Origin of the sequence: Sphingobacterium sp. SYP-B4668, from assembly GCF_027627455.1 — a bacterium.
Taxonomy (GTDB): domain Bacteria; phylum Bacteroidota; class Bacteroidia; order Sphingobacteriales; family Sphingobacteriaceae; genus Sphingobacterium.
In genome coordinates, this window is record NZ_CP115483.1 from 3,277,015 (window position 1) to 3,301,639 (window position 24,625).

At 41.7% G+C, this 24,625-nt stretch carries 15 protein-coding genes; 7 read left to right on the top strand and 8 right to left on the bottom strand.

Annotation, left to right across the window (positions count from 1 at the left end; translation table 11 throughout):
* Positions 1 to 30 precede the first annotated feature (30 nt).
* From OQ289_RS13675 to OQ289_RS13690, 4 genes are all read right to left on the bottom strand, one after another.
* Positions 31 to 3,195 (bottom strand): efflux RND transporter permease subunit, encoded by a 3,165-nt coding sequence (locus OQ289_RS13675; RefSeq protein ID WP_270087419.1) that lies wholly within the window; start codon positions 3,193 to 3,195, stop codon positions 31 to 33.
* Between the two features lie 43 nt (positions 3,196 to 3,238).
* Positions 3,239 to 4,399 carry an efflux RND transporter periplasmic adaptor subunit gene (locus OQ289_RS13680; protein ID WP_270087420.1) on the bottom strand — a complete coding sequence of 387 codons (1,161 nt, stop codon included), beginning with the start codon at positions 4,397 to 4,399 and terminating at the stop codon, positions 3,239 to 3,241.
* A 160-nt stretch (positions 4,400 to 4,559) separates the two neighbouring features.
* Positions 4,560 to 5,495, bottom strand: coding sequence for a helix-turn-helix domain-containing protein (locus tag OQ289_RS13685; RefSeq protein WP_270087421.1), 936 nt, complete (start codon positions 5,493 to 5,495; stop codon positions 4,560 to 4,562).
* A gap of 106 nt (positions 5,496 to 5,601) precedes the next feature.
* Positions 5,602 to 6,288: a TetR/AcrR family transcriptional regulator gene (locus OQ289_RS13690; protein WP_270087422.1), complete on the bottom strand. Its 687-nt coding sequence runs from the start codon at positions 6,286 to 6,288 to the stop codon at positions 5,602 to 5,604.
* 414 nt (positions 6,289 to 6,702) lie between these two features.
* On the opposite strand from OQ289_RS13690, the gene OQ289_RS13695 reads away from it, so the two are divergent.
* Positions 6,703 to 7,305: a DUF6624 domain-containing protein gene (locus OQ289_RS13695; protein ID WP_270087423.1), complete on the top strand. Its 603-nt coding sequence runs from the start codon at positions 6,703 to 6,705 to the stop codon at positions 7,303 to 7,305.
* A gap of 423 nt (positions 7,306 to 7,728) precedes the next feature.
* On the opposite strand, the gene OQ289_RS13700 is transcribed toward OQ289_RS13695, so the two are convergent.
* From OQ289_RS13700 to OQ289_RS13710, 3 genes are read right to left on the bottom strand one after another with little or no spacing between them, the layout of a single operon-like run.
* A complete protein-coding gene (locus OQ289_RS13700; protein ID WP_270087424.1) occupies positions 7,729 to 10,137 on the bottom strand; it encodes a TonB-dependent receptor domain-containing protein in 2,409 nt (802 codons plus the stop codon).
* 23 nt (positions 10,138 to 10,160) lie between these two features.
* The gene (locus OQ289_RS13705) at positions 10,161 to 11,357 is read right to left on the bottom strand and encodes a PepSY-associated TM helix domain-containing protein (protein WP_270087425.1); all 1,197 of its coding nucleotides are present in this window, start codon (positions 11,355 to 11,357) and stop codon (positions 10,161 to 10,163) included.
* A 12-nt stretch (positions 11,358 to 11,369) separates the two neighbouring features.
* Entirely contained in the window at positions 11,370 to 13,838 is a 2,469-nt protein-coding gene (locus OQ289_RS13710; protein WP_270087426.1) for a TonB-dependent siderophore receptor, read from the bottom strand.
* A 103-nt stretch (positions 13,839 to 13,941) separates the two neighbouring features.
* Between OQ289_RS13710 and OQ289_RS13715 the strand changes: the two genes are divergently transcribed.
* Positions 13,942 to 14,958 carry a helix-turn-helix domain-containing protein gene (locus OQ289_RS13715; protein ID WP_270087427.1) on the top strand — a complete coding sequence of 339 codons (1,017 nt, stop codon included), beginning with the start codon at positions 13,942 to 13,944 and terminating at the stop codon, positions 14,956 to 14,958.
* 68 nt (positions 14,959 to 15,026) lie between these two features.
* On the opposite strand, the gene OQ289_RS13720 is transcribed toward OQ289_RS13715, so the two are convergent.
* Entirely contained in the window at positions 15,027 to 15,776 is a 750-nt protein-coding gene (locus OQ289_RS13720) for a DeoR/GlpR family DNA-binding transcription regulator (protein ID WP_033562811.1), read from the bottom strand.
* A gap of 433 nt (positions 15,777 to 16,209) precedes the next feature.
* Here OQ289_RS13720 and OQ289_RS13725 point away from each other — a divergent pair, with 433 nt between their 5' ends.
* From OQ289_RS13725 to OQ289_RS13745, 5 genes are read left to right on the top strand one after another with little or no spacing between them, the layout of a single operon-like run.
* Positions 16,210 to 19,284, top strand: coding sequence for a SusC/RagA family TonB-linked outer membrane protein (locus tag OQ289_RS13725; protein ID WP_270087428.1), 3,075 nt, complete (start codon positions 16,210 to 16,212; stop codon positions 19,282 to 19,284).
* Between the two features lie 56 nt (positions 19,285 to 19,340).
* A complete protein-coding gene (locus tag OQ289_RS13730; protein ID WP_270087429.1) occupies positions 19,341 to 21,140 on the top strand; it encodes a RagB/SusD family nutrient uptake outer membrane protein in 1,800 nt (599 codons plus the stop codon).
* Positions 21,141 to 21,182: 42 nt separating this feature from the next.
* The gene (locus OQ289_RS13735) at positions 21,183 to 22,544 is read left to right on the top strand and encodes a DegT/DnrJ/EryC1/StrS family aminotransferase (RefSeq protein WP_270087430.1); all 1,362 of its coding nucleotides are present in this window, start codon (positions 21,183 to 21,185) and stop codon (positions 22,542 to 22,544) included.
* Positions 22,545 to 22,556: 12 nt separating this feature from the next.
* On the top strand, positions 22,557 to 23,759 hold the full coding sequence (locus tag OQ289_RS13740) for a BT_3987 domain-containing protein (protein WP_270087431.1): 1,203 nt from the start codon (positions 22,557 to 22,559) through the stop codon (positions 23,757 to 23,759).
* Between the two features lie 39 nt (positions 23,760 to 23,798).
* Positions 23,799 to 24,617 carry an N-acetylmuramic acid 6-phosphate etherase gene (locus OQ289_RS13745; protein ID WP_270087432.1) on the top strand — a complete coding sequence of 273 codons (819 nt, stop codon included), beginning with the start codon at positions 23,799 to 23,801 and terminating at the stop codon, positions 24,615 to 24,617.
* Positions 24,618 to 24,625 lie beyond the last annotated feature (8 nt).

Genomic DNA, 24,625 nt, shown 5'->3' on the forward strand with positions numbered 1-24,625 from the left:
TGTCGATGATATTAATAATTTACAAATGCATTAACTGGTCAGCTCCGTTTCTTCATATTCCCAATCTTTTTCGGATACGGCTTTACCTGAAACCCGCTCTTGCAAATATTGGAACACGACAAACAGTACGGGGGTAATAAAAATTCCGAACACCGTACCGGCCAACATACCAAATACAGCAGCGTAACCTATGGAGTGATTACCTATTGCTGAAGGGCCTACCGCAAATAGAAGGGGTAGTAATCCGGCAATAAATGCCAACGAAGTCATTAAAATAGGACGCAAACGTGCTTTGGCTCCTTCGACGGCGGAAGCAACGAGTGACTTCCCTGCACGACGGCGCTGTATTGCAAACTCAACGATCAAGATCGCATTCTTGGCCAATAGGCCGATAAGCATGACCAACGCGACCTGCACATAGATATTGTTGGACAAATCAGCCAGGGTTATACCTAAAAATACGCCCAGTAGACCGGTAGGGACTCCAATCAGTACGGAAAGCGGCAAAAGATAACTTTCGTACTGTGCGGACAGCAAGAAATAAACAAAAACGATACAGAGACCAAAAATAAAGACAGTTTGTCCAGCAGAAGATCGCTCTTCGCGAGCCATTCCCTTCCAATCATGGGAAAACCCGTTGGGAAGTTGGGAGGCAGACACTTGGTCTATTGCTTCCATCGCTTGCCCTGTACTATATCCAGGACTTGGCATCACGGTCAGGTTGATGGCATTGAAGAGATTAAAATGTTCGACGGTCTCCGGCCCCGAGACGGCTTTCAAGGTGACGATACCATTGATGGGAACCATCTGCCCCATCTGATTTTTAATCTGGATACCGTCCAGTGACGCGGGATCTGCCCGGAACTCTGGTGCTGCTTGCATAACTACACGATAGTATTTGCCAAAACGGTTAAAATCAGAGGCCTGCATACTTCCATAGTATCCTTGCATCACGGCCATCAAGTCGGATACATTAACGCCAAATTGCCTCGCTTTGACCTCATCTACTTCCAATTCATACTGCGGGTAGGAGGCGTTGAAAGTGGTAAAAGCAAAACTGATCTCAGGACGCTGCATCAAGGCTCCTACAAAGGCATTGGATATACTATTGAAATTTTCCAACGAACCAGCCGTACGGTCCTGCAATACTACTTCCAGTCCGGATGTATTTCCAAACCCTGGAACTGTAGGCATCCCTACAACAAAAAATGAAGCATCTTTATTCCCCATCAACGAGCCCTGCAACTGGCCAGTGATTTGTTCGATGTCGCGCACTTCTCCTCGCTCTTTAAGGGGCTTCAATCGGACCATTATGGCACCAGCAGACGATGAAGTGCTGAAACTCATCATGTTCAATCCAGATAAAGATATGACACTCTCTACAGCAGGGTGTTTCCGGATTTCAGCTTCTGCTTCTTTTATCGTATGCTGTGTTCTATCCAACGATGCACCAGGAGGCATAGTCACCATCGTCATCAAGAAACTCTGATCTTCATCAGGGATAAAACCAGTGGGTGTAGTCTTAAACATCCACAGGAATAAGCCAATCAATATCGCTAGCCCGCTAAAGGCTACTACCTTACGCTTGATGAGGAATAACACGGACTTTCCATATCGGAATGTCATTTTATCAAATGCAGCATTAAACCCGATGAAGAAACGTTCCTTAAAATTGAGCTTCTTGTGCTCATGTCCGCCATCATGGGACTTCAGTAATATAGCACATAGTGCTGGGCTCAAGGTAAGGGCGTTGACTGCCGATATAACGATCGCTATGGCTAGTGTGAGGGCAAATTGTTGATAAAATACACCTGTGGGTCCTTCCATAAAGGCGATAGGTACAAACACTGCGGACATGACCAATGTAATGGATATAATAGCTCCGGTAATCTCACTCATTGCCGACATGGTAGCGGCACGAGCATTAAGCTTGCGTCGTTCCATTTTGGCGTGTACGGCCTCGACCACAACAATCGCATCATCTACCACAATACCTATTGCAAGCACCAAGGCAAACAGGGTCAGCAAATTGATTGAAAAGCCGAATAGTTGCATAAAAAAGAATGTACCCACAATAGACACCGGCACTGCTATAGCAGGGATCAATGTAGACCTAAAATCCTGTAAGAAGATAAATACCACGATGAAAACCAATATGAATGCTTCTAACAAGGTCATGAGCACCTGACTGATGGACTGATCCAATGATTCCTTCGAACTGTAAGGTACGGTATACTTAATGTTGCCGGGGAAAGAGGTCGCAAGCTCTTCCAAGCGCTTGTTCATCGCAACTTCTACGGCATTGGCATTTGATCCGGCAGATTGGAAGAGGGCTACCATAATAGCGGGCTTACGGTTGTAGGCGGTTGATACTGTATTGGTATACGAACCAAACTCAACACGTGCGACATCTTTCAGACGAAGGAAAGATCCGTCACTGTTGGATCTAATAATCATCGTCTCATAGTCCTGTGGTTCAATAGCCTTACCTTTATATCGGATGACATACTCGATTGCCTCTTTGGAACTTTCCCCAAAGCGTCCGGGCGCAGCTTCGATATTCTGTCCTTGGACGGCCGCCCCGATCTCCTGTGGTGTAATGTTATAAGCGGCCATCTGATGCGGGTCCAACCAGATACGCATCGAATAATCCTTGTTGCCGAATACCTGCGCATCTCCTACACCAGGTATACGCTTCAGCTCTGGGACAATATTAATCTTAGCATAATTTTCCAGAAACAATTCATCTGAAGCACCATCATCGGAATATAAGGTGACCATCGCTACGATACTATTCTGACGCTTCATTGTGCTGACACCGATTTGGTTGACCTCAGCGGGCAACATACTCGTAGCTTGTGATACCCGATTCTGTACATTGACAGCCGCCTGATCGGGGTCTGTCCCTAACTTAAAGACCACAGTAATCATCAAACTGCCATCATTACTGGAAGTTGAAGTAAGATAGTCCATATTTTCCACACCGTTGATAGCATTCTCTAACGGGGGCGCTACAGCCTTGGCAATGACCTCTGCGCTGGCCCCAGGATAGTTGGCGATGACCGATACACTTGGAGGAGCAATCTCTGGAAACTTGGTAATCGGCAGTGAAAGCATCCCCACTACCCCGAGAATCACCAGCAGAATAGAGATAACTGTGGCCAAGACCGGCCTTTTTATAATATTTTTTAACATAATTGACTATTTCGTGATATTCTCAATACTTTGAACTAAGGGTCTATTCGGCAGATGTACTGTCTGAGCTGTCTGTTATATCCGATTTTTCTTTGATTGGCGTACCTGCTTGCAGATAGCCGAGACCATTGGCGACGATTTTCTCGCCGGCCTGTATACCCTCCGTAACAATGTAATTTCCATTTGTCTTTCCGCTAACCACGAGTGGCTGCTGCACTGCCTTCCCCTCCTTGTCGGATGTGAATACATAGATTTTGTCCTGGATGGCTATCGTCGATGATATAGGGACGAGTACGGCTTGCTCATAATGCTGCTCCATCAATACCCGCCCCGTACTACCTGTCCGTAATTCGTTACCAGGATTGTCAAATACCGCACGTAGAGTAATCGAACCTGTATTTTTGTCAAATTGCCCTTCTACGGCATTAATCTTGCCTTGTTGGGAATAGATTTTACCTGTGGCAGTCTTCAACTGGACAGCTGCCGCATGTCGAAGCTTAGTCTCGATCGTGTTGCCGGCCAATCGATCTTGAAAAATCGAAAAATCCTTTTCGCTCATACTGAAATAAGCATATACTTGACGCGTATCGGATAAGATCGTGAGCGGACTCACGATCGAAGGACCGATTAAACTTCCGAGTCTATAGGGTATCCGTCCGATGTAACCACTCACGGGCGCTGTAATGTTACAAAAACCGATGTTGATCCTTGCTGATTGCTCCGCTGCCTTTGCTTGCTCCAATGCCGCCGAAGTGGCTTCATAGGTAGCCTCAGCTTGTGAGACTTGAAGATTTGAAACAATATTATTCTCGACGAGTTCGCGCTTTCTATCCAAGTCTATTTTCATGTTTACCAAATTAGCCTTAGCTGCCAAAACCGAAGCCTTAGCATTGTTGTACTGCTGCACATATACTTGGTCATCGATCTTAAACAGTGTCTGCCCTTTTTGAACATAGGCTCCCTCATCCACCATGATCTTTTGTATATAACCCGATACCTGCGCACGAATTTCAACGTTTAGAATACCCTCGATCGCACTCGAATATTCTCGAGCAACTATGGCGTTGTCGGCAGCTATCGTAAGCATATTAACTTCAACGGGCTGACCAATCTGTTGCCCTTTATCATCGGCAGCGCTACAACCAAAAAGGAAAACTGCGCTGATCCCCATCAGCGAACTCTTAACAATGGAAACTTGATTCATTTTAATCATACTATTACAACCTAAACTTTATATTAAGAATGGCTCACAAATATCGATTTGATTATTTTGGTTAAAAAGTCAAGAAAACTCAATATATTGTCAATAAGACTCCAAAAAAGAGAAAAAAGGAAGAAAAAAGGAATGAAAATCTCTAAGAAGGTTATTTTGCGGTGCGTACGCTCTGACGATAAGCCAAAGGTGAAAGGCCAACATGTCGCTTAAAGAATTTACTAAAAGTTGGCATATCGACATAGTTGAGCTCATCGACGATTGCCGTCATGGTATAGTTAAAAATATTGAGTAAGGTGATGGCTTCGGCAATCACGAGTTGATTGACGATTTGAGCAGGCGTCATACCGGTAACCTCTTTGACCACACGACTCAGATATTTTCTAGAAATAAACAAATCTGCAGCGTAAGACTCGATCGATTTATTCTCTTTAAATCTTTCGATTGCCAGATTGATGAAATCAAAGGCGACCTGGTGCTGTCTATCTTGAATAGGTCCCTCGTTCTGCACGCGCAGCTTGAGTGCGGCACCTATCTCGTATGTCATCAGCTTGAGTGTGGTATTCACGATCTCACTATGAAACTCTTTGGCTTCTCCTGGACTATTTAGCTGTCCTAGATGCTTTATATACATCACCAAACGGTCTTGAACATCGCGATCTACAGACAACTGGCTCATCTTACCTGTCAGCACGGACTCCAACAGATTAACTCCATGCAAATTTACACCTATCTTTTTTGAGAAATCAACACTTATAAGAAAGCAGACCACATCAATATCGGAGGAAACTTCCAAAAACTCTACCACATTAGAGGGTGAACCGAGATAAATATCTCCCTGCTGCAATATATATTCACTAAAATTATTACGCAAACGCAATATTCCCTGAGTTACGATCGTGATAGCAAAACAATCCATCCGAATCGGAATATTGCAAAACACATCATCCGAATTCTCATGATTGAGCGTAGACACTTTAAATCCATTAAATTTCTGTTTTCTAATGTCGCTGGCAATCATATCTTCCAAAGAAAGAAAAAATACCGATTTCATCGCATTCTCTAATTTGACGAGAGTTCTTATCATTAATACTCGGTTAGCAATTTACGCACAATGCGCGTCTCTATCAAAACCAATCACAAAAAAATCAACACACAACATATCAATAGGTAAGCATATTCTTTCTAAATACTTAGTGCCCTACATCGCCGCTTCGGGGCATAGCTTCAGGCGTCATCCCCTTTATCATCAAGGCTATTACGCATTTCTGCTTCTCCAAAATCTCATTCGAAGTGGAGACATCGGGTAATCCTGAAATAATTTCGCCCAAGGTATACTTCATCTCTACTCCCTCTGCCATCTCCAAAATCAACTTTCCCATGGCCTCTGCTTCCATAGCCAACAGTTCGTCTTTCTCTATGCCAATTTTAATTACGGAACAGAAAGTATCGACATTGCCCAGATAGAGATTGTTAGCGGTAGAACCCTCCCCCTCATGTGCTACCTGCCAATGTACCATATCTAGGTAAATACTATGGTAACTATCCATAAAATGCCTTCGGTGCTCCAACAGTTGGAATAAAATGGATAATACACCATCATGGGTACGACCTATGATTAAACGCTCAATCTGTCTAAAATCATTTTCAAGGGTTCTTAACACTTCTTTTATAAGAAGCTGTTTGTCTCGAAAATAGTAACGTAGGTTGACTTTAGAAATCTGTAAATCCTTTGCAATTTCCGTCATCGTGGTCTTATATAATCCAAAATGCGAAAATCTTCTGATAGCGACTTGTACAATGGTGTCTTTTAATTTCTGTTCAACTCCAAAATGCTTATTCTCTTGCGCCAACGGGCGCTTGGGATATTCTCTTTCCATTCTCATTACCTATAATTAATCACGCTCCAGTGGTACCTTTCTATTATCACCTACACCCTTTCTAATTTTTAAATCGCTGCCCATGGCTGAAATCACCAAGCAACTTGGCTACGCTTAACACGCCAAGGACCAACACCTTGCAATAGCGATATCCAAAAGTCCATACCCAAATACAAATATCATTTTGAATACGTTAACAAAAAAGCCTATAAAGCCTATTATGTTGTCAAAAAGACACCAAAAGACGAATGCCATTGGTTTAGTATAATCAACATCTGTAACTTTGATAGTCAAGCATGATATACTTTTTAGTAAGCATTTCGATCTATTTCAAATAGTAGAGAAACAAAGGAGTATGTTAACAGCCGATAACATAAGGACAAATATTTGCGTGAAGGCATAACGACATCAAAAATGAAACATGAAGATATTGCTAGAAAAATAGTTAAGCTTAAGAATGCTGATACTGCACTCAGGACCAAACTTGTTCGAAGCGGGCAACTTGGCAATGGATATCATGAAGAAATGAGGGAGTTACATAATAAAAATGCTAAAGCATTAAACGATATAATAGACAAAATTGGGTATCCGACAATAGACAAAGTTGGCAAGGAGGCGAACGAAGCTGCTTGGCTTGTCATCCAGCATTCAATTGGACAGCCAAAATTCATGAAAAAATGCTTGCAACTGCTAACAGAGGCTGTTAATCATAACGATGCAGATAAAAAAAACGTAGCCTATCTCACTGATCGAATAGCTGTATTTGAAGGTAAGCCGCAACGCTATGGAACCCAATTTGAGTGGGACAAAAACGGAAATCTAAGCCCAAATCATTTGGACGATTTGAACAACGTAAATGAAAGGAGAAAATCCATCGGGCTTAACACGCTCGAGGAACAAACAGAAATCATAAGAAAACAGGCAAAAAGTGAAAATCAGCAACCACCGACAGATTTTGAAAAAAGAAATCAGGAAATGGACGAATGGAGGAAATTAGTGGGCTGGAGAGATATCTAAGGGATATCACCTCAAGATTTAAATCGCCATTTTTTATTCTTCAAAACACTATTTGAATCGTGACGTCTGACACCTTGAATAAATAATCAGGGAGAAAAAGGATACTAAAATCTTCATACTCGAGCCCGTAGATATAATCGCTAGCATTGGGATTTGGGACATTGTCCAGGAAGATATCGAGATAAGCATCGTTTTCTTCTTCAGTGTGCCTCTCAGCATCCCTAATTTTATTGACTAATTCTATCAACGCGACCCTGCTTAATTTTTCCGTAGGTACTTGATATTGTAGCTATTTGAATATAAAAAATTTTATTGAACAAATATTGTGTAAGTGAATGCTACCCGTCCAACCGAGTGAACTATATCACCCGATTGAACATCCTTTCAGCACATTGACCTTAAAAAACAGAAACGAGCTTGAACTTATAGACCTCTAACCCGTTGTTGCTCTTGGTTGGACTTCGCTTTCGAATGACTATCACTAGACCTGCCAAAGCTGTATGTAAGACTAATGCGCCACAATCGGCTATCGAGGTTGATGCGTTGGTCCATGTACACGTTACCAACGGTGGATGTGGTATGATAGCGACGAGTCCTAAACAAATCGTCTATCGCAAATTTGACATTCAACTTATCATCGTACAATTTTTTCATCAAGCCAACGGAGACGAATCCGCTCGCCTTCTGCCTAAAGACTCCATCACTCTGTGGACTTTCGTAAGAGCCCGTCCACTCGACCGACCATTTTTTTGGTATACGATAAGTATGGGTGGTCTGTGCTGTATATGACCATAGTCTATTGTAGATACGCTCATTGCGAAAAGTTCCAAAATAACGATTTTCGAAGGTGTTGACATTCCATTGCGTACTCCAAAATGCAAAGGGTGAAAATGAATAATGTACATTAATCCCATAATTTTGAAATCCCTTAATATTATGAATGCTACGGATAGTCGTGTTCTCTTCCGGTAATTGGGTCAACACAGAGGTCATCGCATCGTGCACATCAGTATAGTAAACCGAGAAGAGGAGATTTCGGTGCAAAGTATAGTTGAGCTCGTATGCATTAGCCAACTCGGGTTGTAAGAGAGGATTACCCTCCCAATATACATAGGCGTCAACGTAGTATCGAAAAGGGTTTAGATTTTCGTAGTCGGGACGATTGATGCGACGACTATATGAAAATTGAAATTGGTGATTAGCATGTGGCTGGAAACGAAGGGAGACACTCGGAAATAGCTGTATATAATGCTTGCTGAATGTCGTACCGTCTGTCCGCAAATCACCATCAGCCTTTGTACGCTCTGTACGCAAACCGGCGATAAATCCCCAACGATCAAGATTGAGGTTAAAATTAAGATAAGCGGCGTGAATCTGTTCTTTGTAAACGAAATGATTACTATTCTGTGAATCATGAACCCATATATGATGATCAAGGGTATCGGATAGACTATTATTGTCTGACTTCATCCAACTGCTTTTCCAACCGATTTCGGCACTCAACGCTCCATTGATCTGATGCAAATAATCCGCCTTGGCAACCTGCAAATGGGTAGTTGATGGTGTAGCATTCTGCCTAGCTGCAAGATAAGGATTATACTGTCCCAATGGAAGGATGGTCGATAGGAGTAGCTGATCGGCTTTGTAACTGGAATATAGGATATCCCAATCAGCACTCAATTGATGCTTATCCTTTATCTTCTGTATATAACTGAATCCGACATTATGCGCCTGCCATCGACTGTCATTGGTGTTGTCCGTCAATGTATGGGTCAGTCGTTCATCATCCATACGGTATATGTCGTTGTACCCCTGGCTAAAATTTTGATACGTGCCGAAGCTACCTGTCCAAAGTACGCCTACACTCATCTGCTCATTGGGTGTATATTCAAGTCCCGCCCTACCCTGTTGAGTAGTAAGTGGTTCATCGGTCTTGGAATATTGCAGTGACTTGCGCGCGTCAGCGGCATCCCCGTCAGCATAAAATCTATCGAAGTTACGATACTCTTCCTCTCCTCGATAGGCATGCTCAAAACTGCCTTGCCACCTCCATTGCCCAACTTGGCCACCGAGATTGGCTCCACCTCCATAACGGGCTTTTCGACCACTGCCCCCAAAAGCTTGTACACTACCGGACAAAGGTGTTGGTGCAGGCTGCTTCATTACAATATTAATGAGACCTCCCACCCCTTTGGCATCAAATTTTGCAGAGGGATTGGTAATCAGCTCAATACTTTTAATCGATTCTGACGAAGTGCCTTTTAAAATATTGGCCAGCTCTTTCGATGACAGGTAGGAAAGTTTGCCGTTGAGTAAAATACCAATATCTGACTTGCCTCGCATTTGGATATTACCATCTTCATCGACCCTGACGGATGGTGCTCGTTGCAACAATTCTAAAGCAGTCATACCACTAGCTAAAATGCTACTCTCTACATTAATGACAGTGCGATCGCTCTTCTGCTCGATGAGTCGACGAGTCCCTTGAACCGTAACTTCACCCAAAGTCTGCAGCGCATCTACCAAAAAGATAGTATCCAGAGCTATTTGCTCTCCAGACTTCAAATCGAACCTATGCGTATATCGTTCATATCCCAAATGATAGACTTCTAATTGATAAGTGCCAGTGGGTAAGGTGTGCTTAAAAAATCCGTCGTCATCTGTATACATCTTATAGGTGCCTATAGAATCTATAGTGTGTATAGTTATATTGGCTTTAGGAATGACTTGCTGGGATGTGTTGAATACGAAACCTTGTATCCTTGTTTGTGCACTAACGGTAACGGCACAAAAAAATAGGGCAAAAAAAGTGATATATAGAGAATAGGACATAAAATCTTTAAAATAGAATAAACTTACGAGATGGATATAGTGGACTTGGGCTTTCTTTTACTTTTCTTTTTATGACGCCCCCACCAGATCAAAAATCCGGTAATGGGTAAAGATGTAGCAACAATGCCTGCGAGAAAGGTAGACAACTTACCAATCTGTCCCCACCACTGCCCCATGTGCAATTGCCAAATAGCATTTTCGACCTTTTCATGTACCAACTGAGGCTTAGGGACAACTTGTTGCATACCTGTGTAACGATCAAATACCATCAGTTGTTGATTCTCCGTGCTTTTGAGACCGGCAACACCCAATCGAAAAACGTAGACACCTGTGTGCTCGAAATTATAGACCCAGATAGCTGCATTTTGTTGCTTTGGATGCTCTGCTAGCGCTCGTCTGGCCAAACGAGTGATATCGACAGAGACCTTATCTGGCTCTACCTGTCCGACAACTTCTTCAAGATGCTCCTCCCCTCCACCAAAGGCGGTACTAATGATATCTCCTAAGGAATGAAAGAAAATAATAATTCCAGTAAGACTCAAAATGAAACATAATAAGAGGGAGTAAAAGCCATATACATTATGCAAGTCATAATTTATCCTTTTGAAACGCGCTTTCCACCTTACTGTAAAACTATCCTGAACGGTCTTCTTATTCCAACGCTTGGGCCACCATAGGACAAGTCCAGTGATACAGCTCACAAAGAAGATAACAGTCGCGATAAGGACTACCCAACTCCCAAAAGGACCGGCCAAAAGTGCTGAGTGTAGATGTGCTGTAATGTAAAAAAAATGGGGCAGGGTATCCATCTTGAGCACTTCCGCAGTGTAGGGGTCTACATATACAAATGTCAATTGATGTGTCTCTCCGTGAAAAGCTCGGACGCGAATGCTTCGGTGCGGATCATTAAAGTAAACAATCTCTGAAAGCTCCAACTGCGGATCTGTAGCTTGTATAGACTCAATCAATCTATCTGAACTAACAGGCTGGTGCTGCACCTCTACATAGCGTGCATCACCGGCACTCCATTCCAATATTTCATCACAATAAACGATAAGTGTACCTGTAAGACAGACGAATACAACTATGATTCCTGAAATAATACTTGGCCAAAGATGTAACCAAGCGTTAAGACGGGAAAACCAACCTTTACCAATTTTCTTTGGAGGCATTTGTTGTGAAGTAGAGGTCTTAGGCGCTTTCTTGGGTATGTAGGTCATAGCTAAATAAGCTTAAAACTTAAAGGAAATATTTGCCAAAAATTCAAAAGGCTTCTGTGGCTTGGCGTATACATCCCAATACTTAATGTTGCCAATATTGTTGAACTTCAGGCCCAACCTGTACTTGGGCTGATCATAAAAAGCAGTGGCATTAACTACGGTATAGGATGGGATGGTAAAATCATCTTCAAAATCCATCAACACACTACCAACATAGTTCATCCCGGCCCCGAATCCTAATCCTTTAATGCGATTATCCAGAAATTTGTAAGATGTCCAAAAATTAGCAACATGCTTTGGAGACCAAGCCTCACGTAATCCCTGGGAATAATCCTCACTTTTGACAAATTTATTGTCATTATATCCATAACCTGCCACAATATTCCAACCGCGAACGGGATTAGCAATCACATCGACTTCAACCCCCTTCGAGCTAAACTCTCCATCCTGAGTATATACAAAGTCTATTACCTCACGAAGGCGATCCTTGACACGAATATCGTAATAGGATATGGTGGAGCTCAACAATCCGTCGAAAAGATCAATCTTGGTACCAAATTCAAATTGGTTGGCCTGTTCGGGTTTCCATTTTTTAGTAATTACATCCGAATCTAAATTGCTAGGGTCGCTAAGCCCCTGTGACGCTGCTACGTTGGTAAAACCATTCATATAGTTGGCAAATATGGATACTTGATCCTTGACGGGTTGGAACACAATCCCAATCTTCGGGGAAAAATTGACTTGATTGTAGCCTTCTTCTTTACTATGGGAGGGCCCGACCTCCTTTTGTTCGATATTGCCCTGCTCATCTTTGATAAGTGGCTGACCGGGTGAATACGACAGCCGTGCTCCTTGATGGAAACGGTTGACTCGCCCACTCAACATCAGGAAAAAGCGATCCGAGATATTCGTAACATTAGAAAAATATGCGCTGATAACATTATACTTGCTGTTGTCTATGCCATCGCCATAGCTACGTTTTCCTCTTGAATTCTCTATCTCAGAGCGTGTCAAAGGCTTCCAAGATGGATCTTTCACACTGACGGTATCATAAATAGCGAAATAAGGCACCATATAGAGATTCTTATCGGTGTAAAGCGTAGCATCAAGTCCTAATAGCACCTTATTCTCCAAGGAACCCAATGTATAGTTACCATTAAAATTTTGCTGGATGACGGAAAAATTGAGATTATAGTCGTCAAAAATACGATAGCGTCGCTCTATACGCTCATCGTCGACTACCATGGGAACCATAAAAATAGACCCCTTGTCTCCGCTGTTGTTATAGAGATAGGAAGTACGGGAACTCCAGTTTTCGGATAATTGATGCTCAATCTCGGTGCCGATATTAATATTGGTTCTATTTGTCGCAACATCATTAGACGTCAACGAGCGATCATGCGGCATACCATACTCCTTGAGGTTGTTAAAGCTAAGCTTGTGCGTATTGCGGAGATAGGCCACCAATGGCTTAGTCGTATTATAGAGATCGGCGTCAAACCGAACGGTGGTCTTATCGCCCGCCTTGAACGCGAGACTCGTCGCAAATCCCAAGGCTGTAACCTTTCCTTCATTTTGAAAGCCATTATTGGTCGTACCCATGATATTAAAACGTCCCAATGCGGTACGATCATCATTCAAGGGGGTATTAATATCTGCCGTAAGCCGATTCATACCGAAGCTACCTGTTGTATAATTGACCTCACCTCGGAAAGACTCAAATGGCCGCTTGGTAACATTATTGATAATACCCCCATAAGAGGTGGCCTGCGCACCAAACAATGCCGCAGAAGGCCCCTTAATAACCTCCACTTTTTCTAGGTTGAAGATTTCGGAGACTGCTCTGGAATTGATAGGCAACCCATTGCGGACCATATTAGAATTGCCTGTACCGGTGTTGGAAAATCCCCGAAGGGTAATACCATTGCCATTGTCATTAACACCATTCGTCACAATAGCTCCTGGAACTTGTGATAGGGCACTAATGTAATCCGTAGCAGCAATCTCTTGCATAAAGTCTTTAGTTATTACTGAGTAGGCTTGTGGATTTTCAAGATTAGCTAAGGGCATCCGAGCAATATCATCAGCTTCCCTACGTGCAAATTTATTCTTCTGGATATCAGACACGACAACCTCACGAAGCTGATTCGATGTCGACTGGACCACAATCTGTGATAGGTTCAAATCCTGATGGGCCGTGACCTGGATGACTTGTTCGACAACGGTATAGTTGGCAAAGCTGATCATTAATAGATATTGTCCTTCAGGAACCTGCATATTGAAATGTCCACGCTCGTCCACGCGGGCACCATAATTTGTGCCTTTCAATTTGACACTGGCATATGCAAGAGGTTTACCATCTGTAGTGACAACCTCTCCGACGACCTTTCCTCGACTTTGGGCCATTCCGATAATGGGCATGAACACAAGAAATAAAGTAATCGTCAATAGACGACAAGAGGTTATTAGTTGATATAGCATTTTTATTTTATTTAGAACTATTATAAATAATGATGCAAAAGTATTAGCTTTGTTATGTTAGAAATAACACATAAGGGATTATAAAAATCAAAGAAGGGATAAAATGGAAAGTCTGACTTTACAACAGTTTTACGGTGATGCATTGCTGAAAGCCCTATTTTTAACTCCTCCCTTGCAAGAATCTTACAAGGGATTTCAGATCAGACCACTTTCTAATCATGTGGTAGAAGGAATAATGCGGTATTGTCACTGTGAACAATTTGTAGTGTGTTACCAAGAGTGGACCGTCAAAAAACCGTTCAATCTTTTGGTAGAGCATCCCGAGCATATGGTCAAATTTCAATTTGAAATAGAAGGATCGTCTTTTTTTACGAATATAGAGGGCAAGCAAATTCCTATACCAAATGGACATCAACAATTCATCTATCTTCCAACAACAAAAGGGAGCCTTTACTATCCGGTATCCCGCAAAGTCCTGGATATCCACATCGAATTCGACTTTCTGCTGTCTGTTTTAAGGGGGCAAGGATTTACCCAAACACAATTAAAAGAGCACTTTTTGGTGAATAGCTGGACATTCTTTAGAAAGGCTATCCCTATTAGTTTGGATCAGGAAAACCTAATAGGCGACCTCCTATCCCATTCCTATCAAGGCACTTTTGCAAAAGACTACATTCGTTGCAAGGCCATAGAAATCATGCTTTCGGTTTTTTCGAAAGGAACAGAATCTTTGGGATACACTTCATGGAAAAGCGAGGACCTCCATATTCTACAGGAGATAAAATTGTATTTAGATCGTAGTTTTGGAGAAGATCTGCAGCTCAAAAACATTTGCCGATCATTTGGCATCAATGACTTCAAGCTCAAAAAGGCGTTTAAAGAGCGTTACGGAGATACTGTATTCGGTTATATCCGAAAAGCTAGGATGAAGCATGCACTTTACCTCTTATTGAATAGCGAGATGGGTATAAAAGAAATCTCGTATGCTTGCGGATTTAAATACCCGCATCACTTCAGCCAATTGTTTTATCAACACTACAATTATCGACCTCGGGAAATCAGATCAAAGAATACTACAGAGCTTTATCGTTCGATATCGACCAAATCCCTCGCAGTCTAAAAGACTTATATATTGCTTTATTAGTATTTAGGCTAGGTTCGCCTGCTTCATAAAAATTCATCGTCTATTTACAGCAGGGTGATATTTTTTTGGGCATAAGCAGCTAAGAAACCGTCTTTAGCGTCCAATTCGGTCACTAAATAATGTATCTGGTTGGCGGAGCAGATATTAAGCCATTTGGAGCTGTTCAATTTTTCGGAAATGCTAATAACCGCGACTTTCTTTGCGGATCGGATCAATGCCATCTTCACTTGGACCACTTCCCAATCCATATCGGTCAATCCGTCTTCGGCTGAAAAAGCATTGGCTCCGAGTATGCAAAGATCAGCTTTGACACCCGCAAGTTGGTTGACTACACTCGCGCCGATATGCAGGTTTGCGTTTTTAGTCAGCTTACCTCCAATACTAATTACATCTAAATTGTCGTGATCAGATAGCGTGATGGCAACTTGAGGACTTATCGTAATAATCGTGACCTTCAAATTGCTAGGAATCACCTTTGCTAGCTCTAATATCGTCGTACCGCCTTCGGTGAGAATCACCATATTATTCTTCAATAGCGTTAGCGTCTTTTTTGCTATTAACTTCTTGGCATCCAGCGCATACACTAGATTTTCAATATTGAACGGCTTGACAAAGGATTTACTAACAGCACCGCCATGAACACGAATGATTTTCTCCTGATCAGCCAGTTCCTTGAGATCCCTTCTAACCGTATCATCCGACACATTCAACTGCTCACTTAAATCAACAGATAACACTTTGTTATGTAAATCGATTTCCCGCAAAATCATTGCTTGCCTTTTTTCTTTCTTCATGAATTGTAAATATCGATTGAACTCCTCTATTATAATTGCATTGCTTTCAAGCAAAGATATTAATTTTTATACAATTGGGCTCATTACATTATGCGCTATTTTTGCGGTTTTAAAGAAATAACGCAAATAAAGCCATCACTAATCTTCCGGTTTTCAAATCGTATATCATAAGGTGAAAAATTCAATTAAACTTAATTTAAACACAATTAAAAGACCTTTAACGTAGATTAATTCGAGACATAAATTAATTTCAGCAAAAAATATCCGTATTTATTTGCGGTTTTTATTTGCATAAATAAATTAAAAACCATAATATTGCTCAAAGCACGCACAAATCCAGATTATGAAATAACCAGCCGCATGCTTGAATGACATACACCTAATTGATGATTTTAAGACTAACAAGCAATTCAATACCCAACAACTAACCAATATGAAGCAATTATTTTATAAATGGAGACTATTGAAGCAGAATAGAGCAAACGTATCTATTTACGTTTGCTTGTTGATGCTCTTACTATTTCATCAAGCGTCATTTGCTCAATTAAAAGACATCTCAGGAAGAGTGACGGATATTGCAAATAAAGGAATCAATGGAGCCTCTGTATCCGTCAAAAATAAAAACGTCACAACTATTACAGATAGCGAGGGCAATTTTGTGATTTCGGCCTCCCCTATTGACACCTTAACCTTTCGTTATATCGGCTTTCAAGCCCAAGAAATACTCATAGGTAATCGAACCTCCCTGACTATTGTGATGATTTCTACAGAAAGTGTATTGGAGGAGGTTGCTGTAGTTGGTTTCGGAACCCAACGGAAGGTAACCGTGACAGGAGCGATATCAACCATTTCCGTACGAGAGATGCAGAAGGTCTCAACACCTGCACTTTCGAATGCTATCGCAGGAAAACTTCCTGGAATAATAACTAGGCAAGCCAGTGGCGAACCGGGCTATGATGCAGCACAGGTATTTATAAGGGGGCTTTCAACTTTTGGAAACAATGCTCCTCTAGTCCTTATCGATGGTGTAGAAAGGGATATGAATCAAATAAACGCACAAGAAATCGAAAGCTTCACCATACTCAAAGATGCATCTGCGACGGCGGTCTATGGTGTAAGGGGGGCGAATGGCGTTATCTTAATCAATACAAAAAGGGGCACAATTGGAAAACCTGCAATCAATTTCAGAACGGAATACGCTGGACTAAAAGCCCTAAGACTGCCCAATTATATCAATGGGGGCGAATATGCTTCCCTGATGAATGAAGCTCGTATTTTTGCTGGGGAAGACCCCAGATGGAGTGAAGACGAAATCAAAAAATATTACGACGGCTCAGACCCATATTTGTATCCAAACTCAAACTGGACTGATGCCGTTTTAAAAAGAGATACATGGCAGACGATTAACAACTTGAGCGTCGCTGGAGGTGGTGAATCCATACAATATTATACTAATGTGGGCTATACCCTACAAAATGGAATTTATAAACAGGACCCGAATAATAAGTTCAATACCAATGCCAATATAAAAAGGTACAACTTCAGGAGCAACGTGGATTTAAAGCTATCGGAGGCGCTGACGATGCAACTTGGGATTGGAGGAATCATTCAAAACGGCAATTATCCAGGTTCATCTGCTAGCGCCATTTTTGGTAATATGCGGGTGATCTCACCAATTGCGTATCCCATATTAAATCCAGACGGCACACCTGGAGGAGCATCTACCTATGTAGGCGGAAATCCTTGGGGACTTGCTACCCAATCGGGCTATACAACACAAGACCGTAGCACACTACAAGGCACGTTTGGTACGCGATGGGACCTTTCTAAATTGGTTACCCCTGGACTTTCGCTAAGAGGTCTATTTTCCTATGACAGATTAGCACAGACAGACAATTCTAGAATTAAAACCTTTGAGGTCAAACGCTATTTGGGCAAAGATCCAGATACGGGTGAAGATTTATACAGTGTCCCATTCCGAGAGGAGCAACCTTTAGGATATGGGACAAACAACAATAGCAACAGAGCTATTTATATGGAAACCCAAATCAATCTAGAACGCTCTTTTAACGAGCACCTAGTTAGTGGAATGCTTCTGTACAACCAACGTGATTATGTAGCATTGACCGCAGGAAGTTCTATTTTGAATCTCCCCTACAGAAGGCAAGGAATAGCAGGCCGAGCGACCTATAGCTTCAAGGACCGATATTTAGCAGAAGTAAATTTTGGATACAACGGGTCTGAGAATTTTCCAAAAGGCCGCAGATTTGGATTTTTCCCAGCATACTCTGCGGGTTGGGTGATTTCCAACGAAAATTTTTGGGACGTATCGATTATCAACAATTTTAAAATAAGAGCCTCTAGTGGCAAGGTCGGCAATGACCAGATAGGTCAAAGATTCTTATTTCTAAATACAATCAATACTTCTGGTCAATCTTACTATTTCGGCGCCGACCAACAATTATTTCATGGTATGGAAGAAAATCAGATTGGAAACCCAAACATCAGTTGGGAACGCTCAACAAAGAATAACATTGGTGTAGACCTAGGATTTTTTAACGATAAGATAACGCTCCAAATCGACGCCTTCAATGAAACAAGGACTGGTATTTTGCTGCAGCGACAAACGGTACCTTCTGTTGCCGGTTTTTTTCCATGGTCAATTCCCTACGCTAATATTGCAGCTATAAAAAATAAAGGAATCGATGGCTTGATCGAAGCCAGAAACTCAACCAGTGGAGGCTTCTTATATTCCTTACGAGGAAATTTCACATTTGCTAAAAATGAAGTTATAGAAAATGACGAACCTGTTCGTCGCTTTTCCTACCTATCGGGAAAAGGACTTCCACTTGGGCAGTCATTTGCCTTTATTTCCGAAGGATTGTTTGAAAGTGAGGAAGAAATTGCCGCATGGCCGAGACAAACTTTTTCAACACCTAGACCGGGAGATGTAAAGTATAAGGATATCAATGGAGATGGAATAATTGACGCTTTTGACCAAATACCGGTAGGTTTTCCGCGATTACCTCAAATATCTTTTGGATTCGGCGGAACTGTAGGTTATAAGAACATTGATTTCAGTATATATTTTACAGGGGCCGCGAGAACCAGCGTTTTTATGTCGGGGTTGTCAATGTGGCCATTTTATGATGGACTGGGGGTAAACAATGTAATGCGGGAATATTATGATAATCGATGGACGCCCGAAAATAAGGACGCCCAATACCCAGCGATTGATGTGGGAAACAATCCAAATAATTTTTTGAATTCGACCACTTGGATGAAAAATGGAAACTATCTCAGAATTCGAAATGTTGAAATAGGATACAGTCTTCCAAGCAAAGCTGCAAATAGACTAGGCTTAACGTCACTACGATTATTTCTGAACGGCATGAATCTATATACATGGGACCACATAAAAGTAATGGACCCCGAGTCTAACGACGGAACTGGAGGATACCCCCTGCAACGGTCCATAAATGTAGGCTTACAAGTGGACTTTAGATAAAAAAACAGGATTGTCAAAAACAATTACCTAATGAATTCATTTTTAACATCTTTTGTATGAAAAAACTTATTGGCAGACTACTAATTCTGCAATTTATATGGATCACTTCTTGTCAAAAAGATTTCTTAGAAAAGGGTCCTGAGGAAGATATCACGATAGAAGAAGCATTTCTACAAAGAAAATATGCAGAAGCTTTCCTCACCGATATTTATGCCGGAATTCCGAACGAAATCTATTTCACGGACATGGCGGATATCAACCCCTTTGTCATCGCTTCAGATGAATTGACCGTTCCCTGGCCGGAAAAATTCTCAAAGCTCATGAACCGTGGATCATGGAACTCCTATAATGTCGCAGGTCAAATCTGGAAGAACATGTATGAAGGGATCAGAAAAGCAAATATATTTTTGAAACATATCGAGAAAACACCGCTTGATGCCACATTTACGGAAAACGACAAACGTAGATGGATAGGAGAAGCTGTTTTTTTGAGAGCCTTTTATCATTTCATGTTAATGCGGATATATGGTCCAGTACCGATTATGGATTATGACGTCAAACTTGACGACGATTTTTCACAAATAAAACGCAAACCACTGGACGAATGCGTTACGTTTGTTGTCAAAGAATGTGATGCAGCAATCGACCTACTCCCCATGAAGGTGATCGACTCTCGACAGTTAGGAAGACCCACTGCAGCAGCGGCCTTAGCACTTAAGGCACGTGTACTTCTGTATCACGCAAGCCCACTATGGAACGGAAATCCCGACTATTCGAATTTTGCGGATAAAGATGGGACAAAGCTTTTTTCTGCCACACACGACAGCGAACGATGGAAGATTGCAGCGGAAGCAAATAAACAATGTATTGCATTATCAGAAGCGGCTGGATATGGCTTATTTAGGGCAGCGTCCAACAATCCTGTTGATAATTACCAACAACTATTTATTGAACGTAATAATAGAGAAGTCTTGTTTGCACGCAACTCAGGCTTAGACGGCTGGATGGAGAAATGCGCTTTTCCAGGTAGCTTGGGTGGATGGAATGGATGGAACCCAACCCAGGTCCACATTGATTCGTATGAAATGGCCAGTGGCGCAATACCCATTATTGGTTATCAAGCAAACGGAACACCTATTATAAATGCAGCTTCAGAATATATCGAAACTGGGTATGCACAAGAAGATGAACCAAATGGAAAATGGCTAAAAGGAGTCAGAAATATGTATGTCAATAGAGACCCCCGTTTCTATGCAACCATCAATTTTAATGGAGCTCTTTTTTTAAACAAGAAATTGGAGTTTTGGCAGACTGGAGCTGACGGACGCGGAAATGCAGGAAGGGATTACAATACAACGGGGTACCTACTGAAAAAATTCATGGATCCAACTGTGAGTATTACACAAGGGAGATTTTCGTTAAAGACTTGGATATTCTTTAGACTAGGGGAATTCTATCTTAACTATGCTGAGGCACTAAACGAAGCCGAGGGCCCTGTAACGGATGTCTACATGTATATAAATAAGATACGTGACAGAGCAGGGATGCCTGCCCTCCCCGACGGTTTAAACAAAGAGCAGATGCGGGCTCGAATCAGGAATGAAAGACGTATAGAACTGGCATTTGAGACACATCGCTATTTTGACTGTCATCGCTGGAAAATAGCCCATCTAACAGATAAGGGACCTTTCTATGGAATGAATGTTAGTGCAGGGACACATTTACAGGACGAAGTTTTTTATAAACGAACACTTACCGAAACACGTGTTTTTCAAAATCCGACACACTATTTATTTCCGATACCACAAAGCGAAATCGACAAGAACCCTAGTTTCGTACAAAACCCTGGATGGTAGACACCAGTCCTTACTAAATCTAATCACTATAACAACTATAAAATGAACAAGAATCAAAACAATAACATGAACACGAGCAGAAGGGAATTTTTAGAAAAAGTCGCCATATTGGGAACAGGCGTGGCTGTGGGTATTCCAAATTTTTCATTTGCAAACGACGGCAAACCCGCCATTTTGGGTGGCGCGAAATCACATAGCGGAAATTTCTCAAGTTGGCCCATATTTACCGAGCTGGAAGAGCAAGGATTGACAGGGGTATTAAAAAGCGGTCAGTGGGGCCGACTTGGAGGAACCGTCATGTCCCAATTCGAAAGTGAATATGCCAAATTATGGGGCGCCAAGCATTGCTTGGGGGTGTCCAGTGGTACAAGTGCATTGTATACAATTTTTGGAGCTCTGGATGTAGGACCAGGTGATGAGGTAATCATGCCTGTATACACATTTATTGCAACTTATAATGTAGCCGTTCTAAATTACGCTTTACCCATCTTCGTGGATACGGATATTGAAAGCTTTCAGATTGACTCGACTAAAGTGGAATCAGCAATTACCAAGCAAACAAAGGTCTTGATGCCTGTACATATCGGTGGATCGCCAGCAAATATCGACCACCTACTTGAAATTTCCCAAAAACATAAAATCCCCTTAATTGAAGATGCTTGTCAAGCACATCTAGCGGAGTGGAAAGGCAAGAAAGTAGGAAATTATGGACTAGCAGGGGCTTTCAGCTTCCAAGCGTCCAAAAACTTAAATTGTGCTGAGGGTGGGGCAATAATCACGAATGATGCTAATTTTTCAAAAACATGCTATGGCTTTCATAATCAGGGTCAAGGTGGAAGTACTACGTCCTTTGGCACCGGATCAGGAACGAGGGGAACAAACCTAAGGTTAACAGAATTTCAAGGAAGCCTACTTCTTGCTCAAATGAGCCGATTACAAGAACAAGCTTCTCGACGCGATGAAAATGCAAAATACCTCAATAAGCTGCTAAAAGAGATCGGAGGTGTAGAGCCAGCTAAGCTCTATGATGGCACTACGCGTAGCGCATATCACTTATACATGTTTAGATATTTTAAAGAACAATTCGCAGGCCTAAGCCGGGACAAATTTATCGAAGCATTGCAAGCAGAAGGCATACCTTGCGCAGCCGGTTATGGTCAAATGAATAAGGACGAATATGTCACCAGCCTCGCCAAAAACCAACATTACGTTAAAATCTATGGAGAGAAAACGATGAAAGAATGGTTGGAACGCAATGCCTGTCCGCAAAATGACAAATTGACAACAGAGCAGTCCGTTTGGTTTTTCCAAAACATGCTATTGGGAAGTCGGGATGACATGGATAAAATTGGATTAGCGATCAAAAAAATAAAAAAGCATGCTTCTGCTATAGCGAAACTTTAAACTTTATCCACCATGATGAAAAGGTTCCTAATAACATTTGTTCCACTAATCTTCGCTGCAAACATAACATCTTGCAATAAAGAAGTTAGCGTGAATCTGGATATTCCGGAAGCTGAAAAGTACGGCAATGTATACATGCCTCAAGCTAATCAAAATCCGATTTTGAAACAAATAAGCCTGACTGATAAAGTTCACGATTTAAGTATTAGCGCTTTCTTAGGAGGCCCTCACAAAGCTGATCGTTCAATCGTGATTAATTTCGACGTCAATCAAAAAGCAGTGGAAGAATTCAACCTACTGCACGACCAATCGTATGAGATACTGCCTACGGAAAGCTATACGTTTGAAAAAAAGCAGGCAGTGATTCCCTCAGGGTCTTCAAAAACGGAACAGATAAAAATACAGATAATGGGAAAAGGCATCCTTGAACCCTTCACCTCCTATCTTCTACCCGTGACCATCACCTCTACAGATGCGTCGATCAAAGAATCTTTAAATACTGTTTACTTCGAAGTCGTAGGGTCCTATGCCCCGGGAGAAGTGCCTCGAGAGAAAGTTCTATCTCTTGGAGATTATACCGGGGGGGTACTATTTAGTTTTAAAGATGGAAAACTAATCAGCAAGTCTCCAGATGGAAACCTGGCATTATATGCATCAGGAGAAGATGGTCTTTACAAAAAAGGCAATCAAATAGGAACTGGATTTAATGCCTTTACAAACCTATTCTATTTCCAACCCAATCGCATTGTAGGCTTAAATATAGATGTGGTTCAATATCTGGTAAACGATACCGGCGAATTAGGAGCTAATCGAACCATCGGATGGGGGTGGAACATTTTTAAACACGTCATTCCCTATCAGGAATTCTTGATAGGTGTACGCCCCGAAGGGCTAACTACTAGTTATCCATATAATGATGCAGGTGATTTGGATGGTGGTAACATTAGAGATATAGCCACGGATTGGAATCGCTATAAACAAATTATAGCCTATCATCATTCTTTGCTAGCTATACAGCCAGATGGCACATTGTGGCATATCCCAATGTCTGCTAGCGGGATACCGGACACTAGGCAACAAGTTGGGACAGGCTGGGATATGTACAAATCAGTGATTGTCTCAGGTACCGATTTATTAGCACTGGACTCCTCTGGAGATGTCTGGAGATATAGATTTAATCCGAAGGGATTTTGGCCCTTAAAGCCCGCAGAATAGGAGAATATATAACATACTTAAAAAAATAATACAGAATATATGGACCGTATAACAGAACAGTCTTCTTTACATAGAGATTTAGAGAAAAAATCAATAGATGAATTGATTTCTGCTATAAATAATGAAGATAAAACAGTCGCATTTGCAATAGAGAAAGCATTGCCGCAGGTTAGCAGATTGATTGCCGCTATTGTTGAAAAATTACAAATGGGCGGACGCATGTTTTATATCGGCGCAGGAAGCGGAGGCAGATTGTCTGTGTTGGACGTTATTGAACTACCTACGACTTATGGAATACCCAAGGGCGTACTAAATGTCATACTAGCAGGTGGTGTCGACCATTTGGCAGAAGCACTAGAGGAAAAAGAAGATGACACAGTTGCTGGATGGACCGCGCTACAGAACCATCAAATCAGTGATCATGACATCGTGGTCGGAGTATCAGCCAGTGGCACTACCCCATTTGTACTTGAAGCACTAAGGATGTGTAAAGCCGCAAAAATTACGACTGGCTGTATCGTCAGTAATCCCGAATCACCAATTGCCTCTCAGAGCGATTATGCTGTCGAAGTTTTCACGGGACCCGAATTTATCACCGGAAGCACAAGAATGAAATGTGGCACCGCCCAAAAGATGCTCTTTGACATAATCAGTACAACTACGATGATTAGACTAGGTCGAGTGGAAGATAATAACATGGTACATGTGGCACTGATTAATGATAAAATTACCGATCGAGCAGTAAGAATGCTAATGAAAACATCGGGTATCGCAGACTACAATCATGCAAAATCACTACTGTTGATGCATGGAAGTGTTAAAAAAGCACAGGATGTATTGATAAAAAAGCAAATTTAATTCAAATA

Coding starts and splice junctions, on each gene's coding strand:
- OQ289_RS13675 (WP_270087419.1), bottom strand. CDS start 3,195: ATGTTAAAAAATATTATAAAAAGGCCGGTCTTGGCCACAGTTATCTCT.
- OQ289_RS13680 (WP_270087420.1), bottom strand. CDS start 4,399: ATGAATCAAGTTTCCATTGTTAAGAGTTCGCTGATGGGGATCAGCGCA.
- OQ289_RS13685 (WP_270087421.1), bottom strand. CDS start 5,495: ATGATAAGAACTCTCGTCAAATTAGAGAATGCGATGAAATCGGTATTT.
- OQ289_RS13690 (WP_270087422.1), bottom strand. CDS start 6,288: ATGGAAAGAGAATATCCCAAGCGCCCGTTGGCGCAAGAGAATAAGCAT.
- OQ289_RS13695 (WP_270087423.1), top strand. CDS start 6,703: ATGAAACATGAAGATATTGCTAGAAAAATAGTTAAGCTTAAGAATGCT.
- OQ289_RS13700 (WP_270087424.1), bottom strand. CDS start 10,137: ATGTCCTATTCTCTATATATCACTTTTTTTGCCCTATTTTTTTGTGCC.
- OQ289_RS13705 (WP_270087425.1), bottom strand. CDS start 11,357: ATGACCTACATACCCAAGAAAGCGCCTAAGACCTCTACTTCACAACAA.
- OQ289_RS13710 (WP_270087426.1), bottom strand. CDS start 13,838: ATGCTATATCAACTAATAACCTCTTGTCGTCTATTGACGATTACTTTA.
- OQ289_RS13715 (WP_270087427.1), top strand. CDS start 13,942: ATGGAAAGTCTGACTTTACAACAGTTTTACGGTGATGCATTGCTGAAA.
- OQ289_RS13720 (WP_033562811.1), bottom strand. CDS start 15,776: ATGAAGAAAGAAAAAAGGCAAGCAATGATTTTGCGGGAAATCGATTTA.
- OQ289_RS13725 (WP_270087428.1), top strand. CDS start 16,210: ATGAAGCAATTATTTTATAAATGGAGACTATTGAAGCAGAATAGAGCA.
- OQ289_RS13730 (WP_270087429.1), top strand. CDS start 19,341: ATGAAAAAACTTATTGGCAGACTACTAATTCTGCAATTTATATGGATC.
- OQ289_RS13735 (WP_270087430.1), top strand. CDS start 21,183: ATGAACAAGAATCAAAACAATAACATGAACACGAGCAGAAGGGAATTT.
- OQ289_RS13740 (WP_270087431.1), top strand. CDS start 22,557: ATGATGAAAAGGTTCCTAATAACATTTGTTCCACTAATCTTCGCTGCA.
- OQ289_RS13745 (WP_270087432.1), top strand. CDS start 23,799: ATGGACCGTATAACAGAACAGTCTTCTTTACATAGAGATTTAGAGAAA.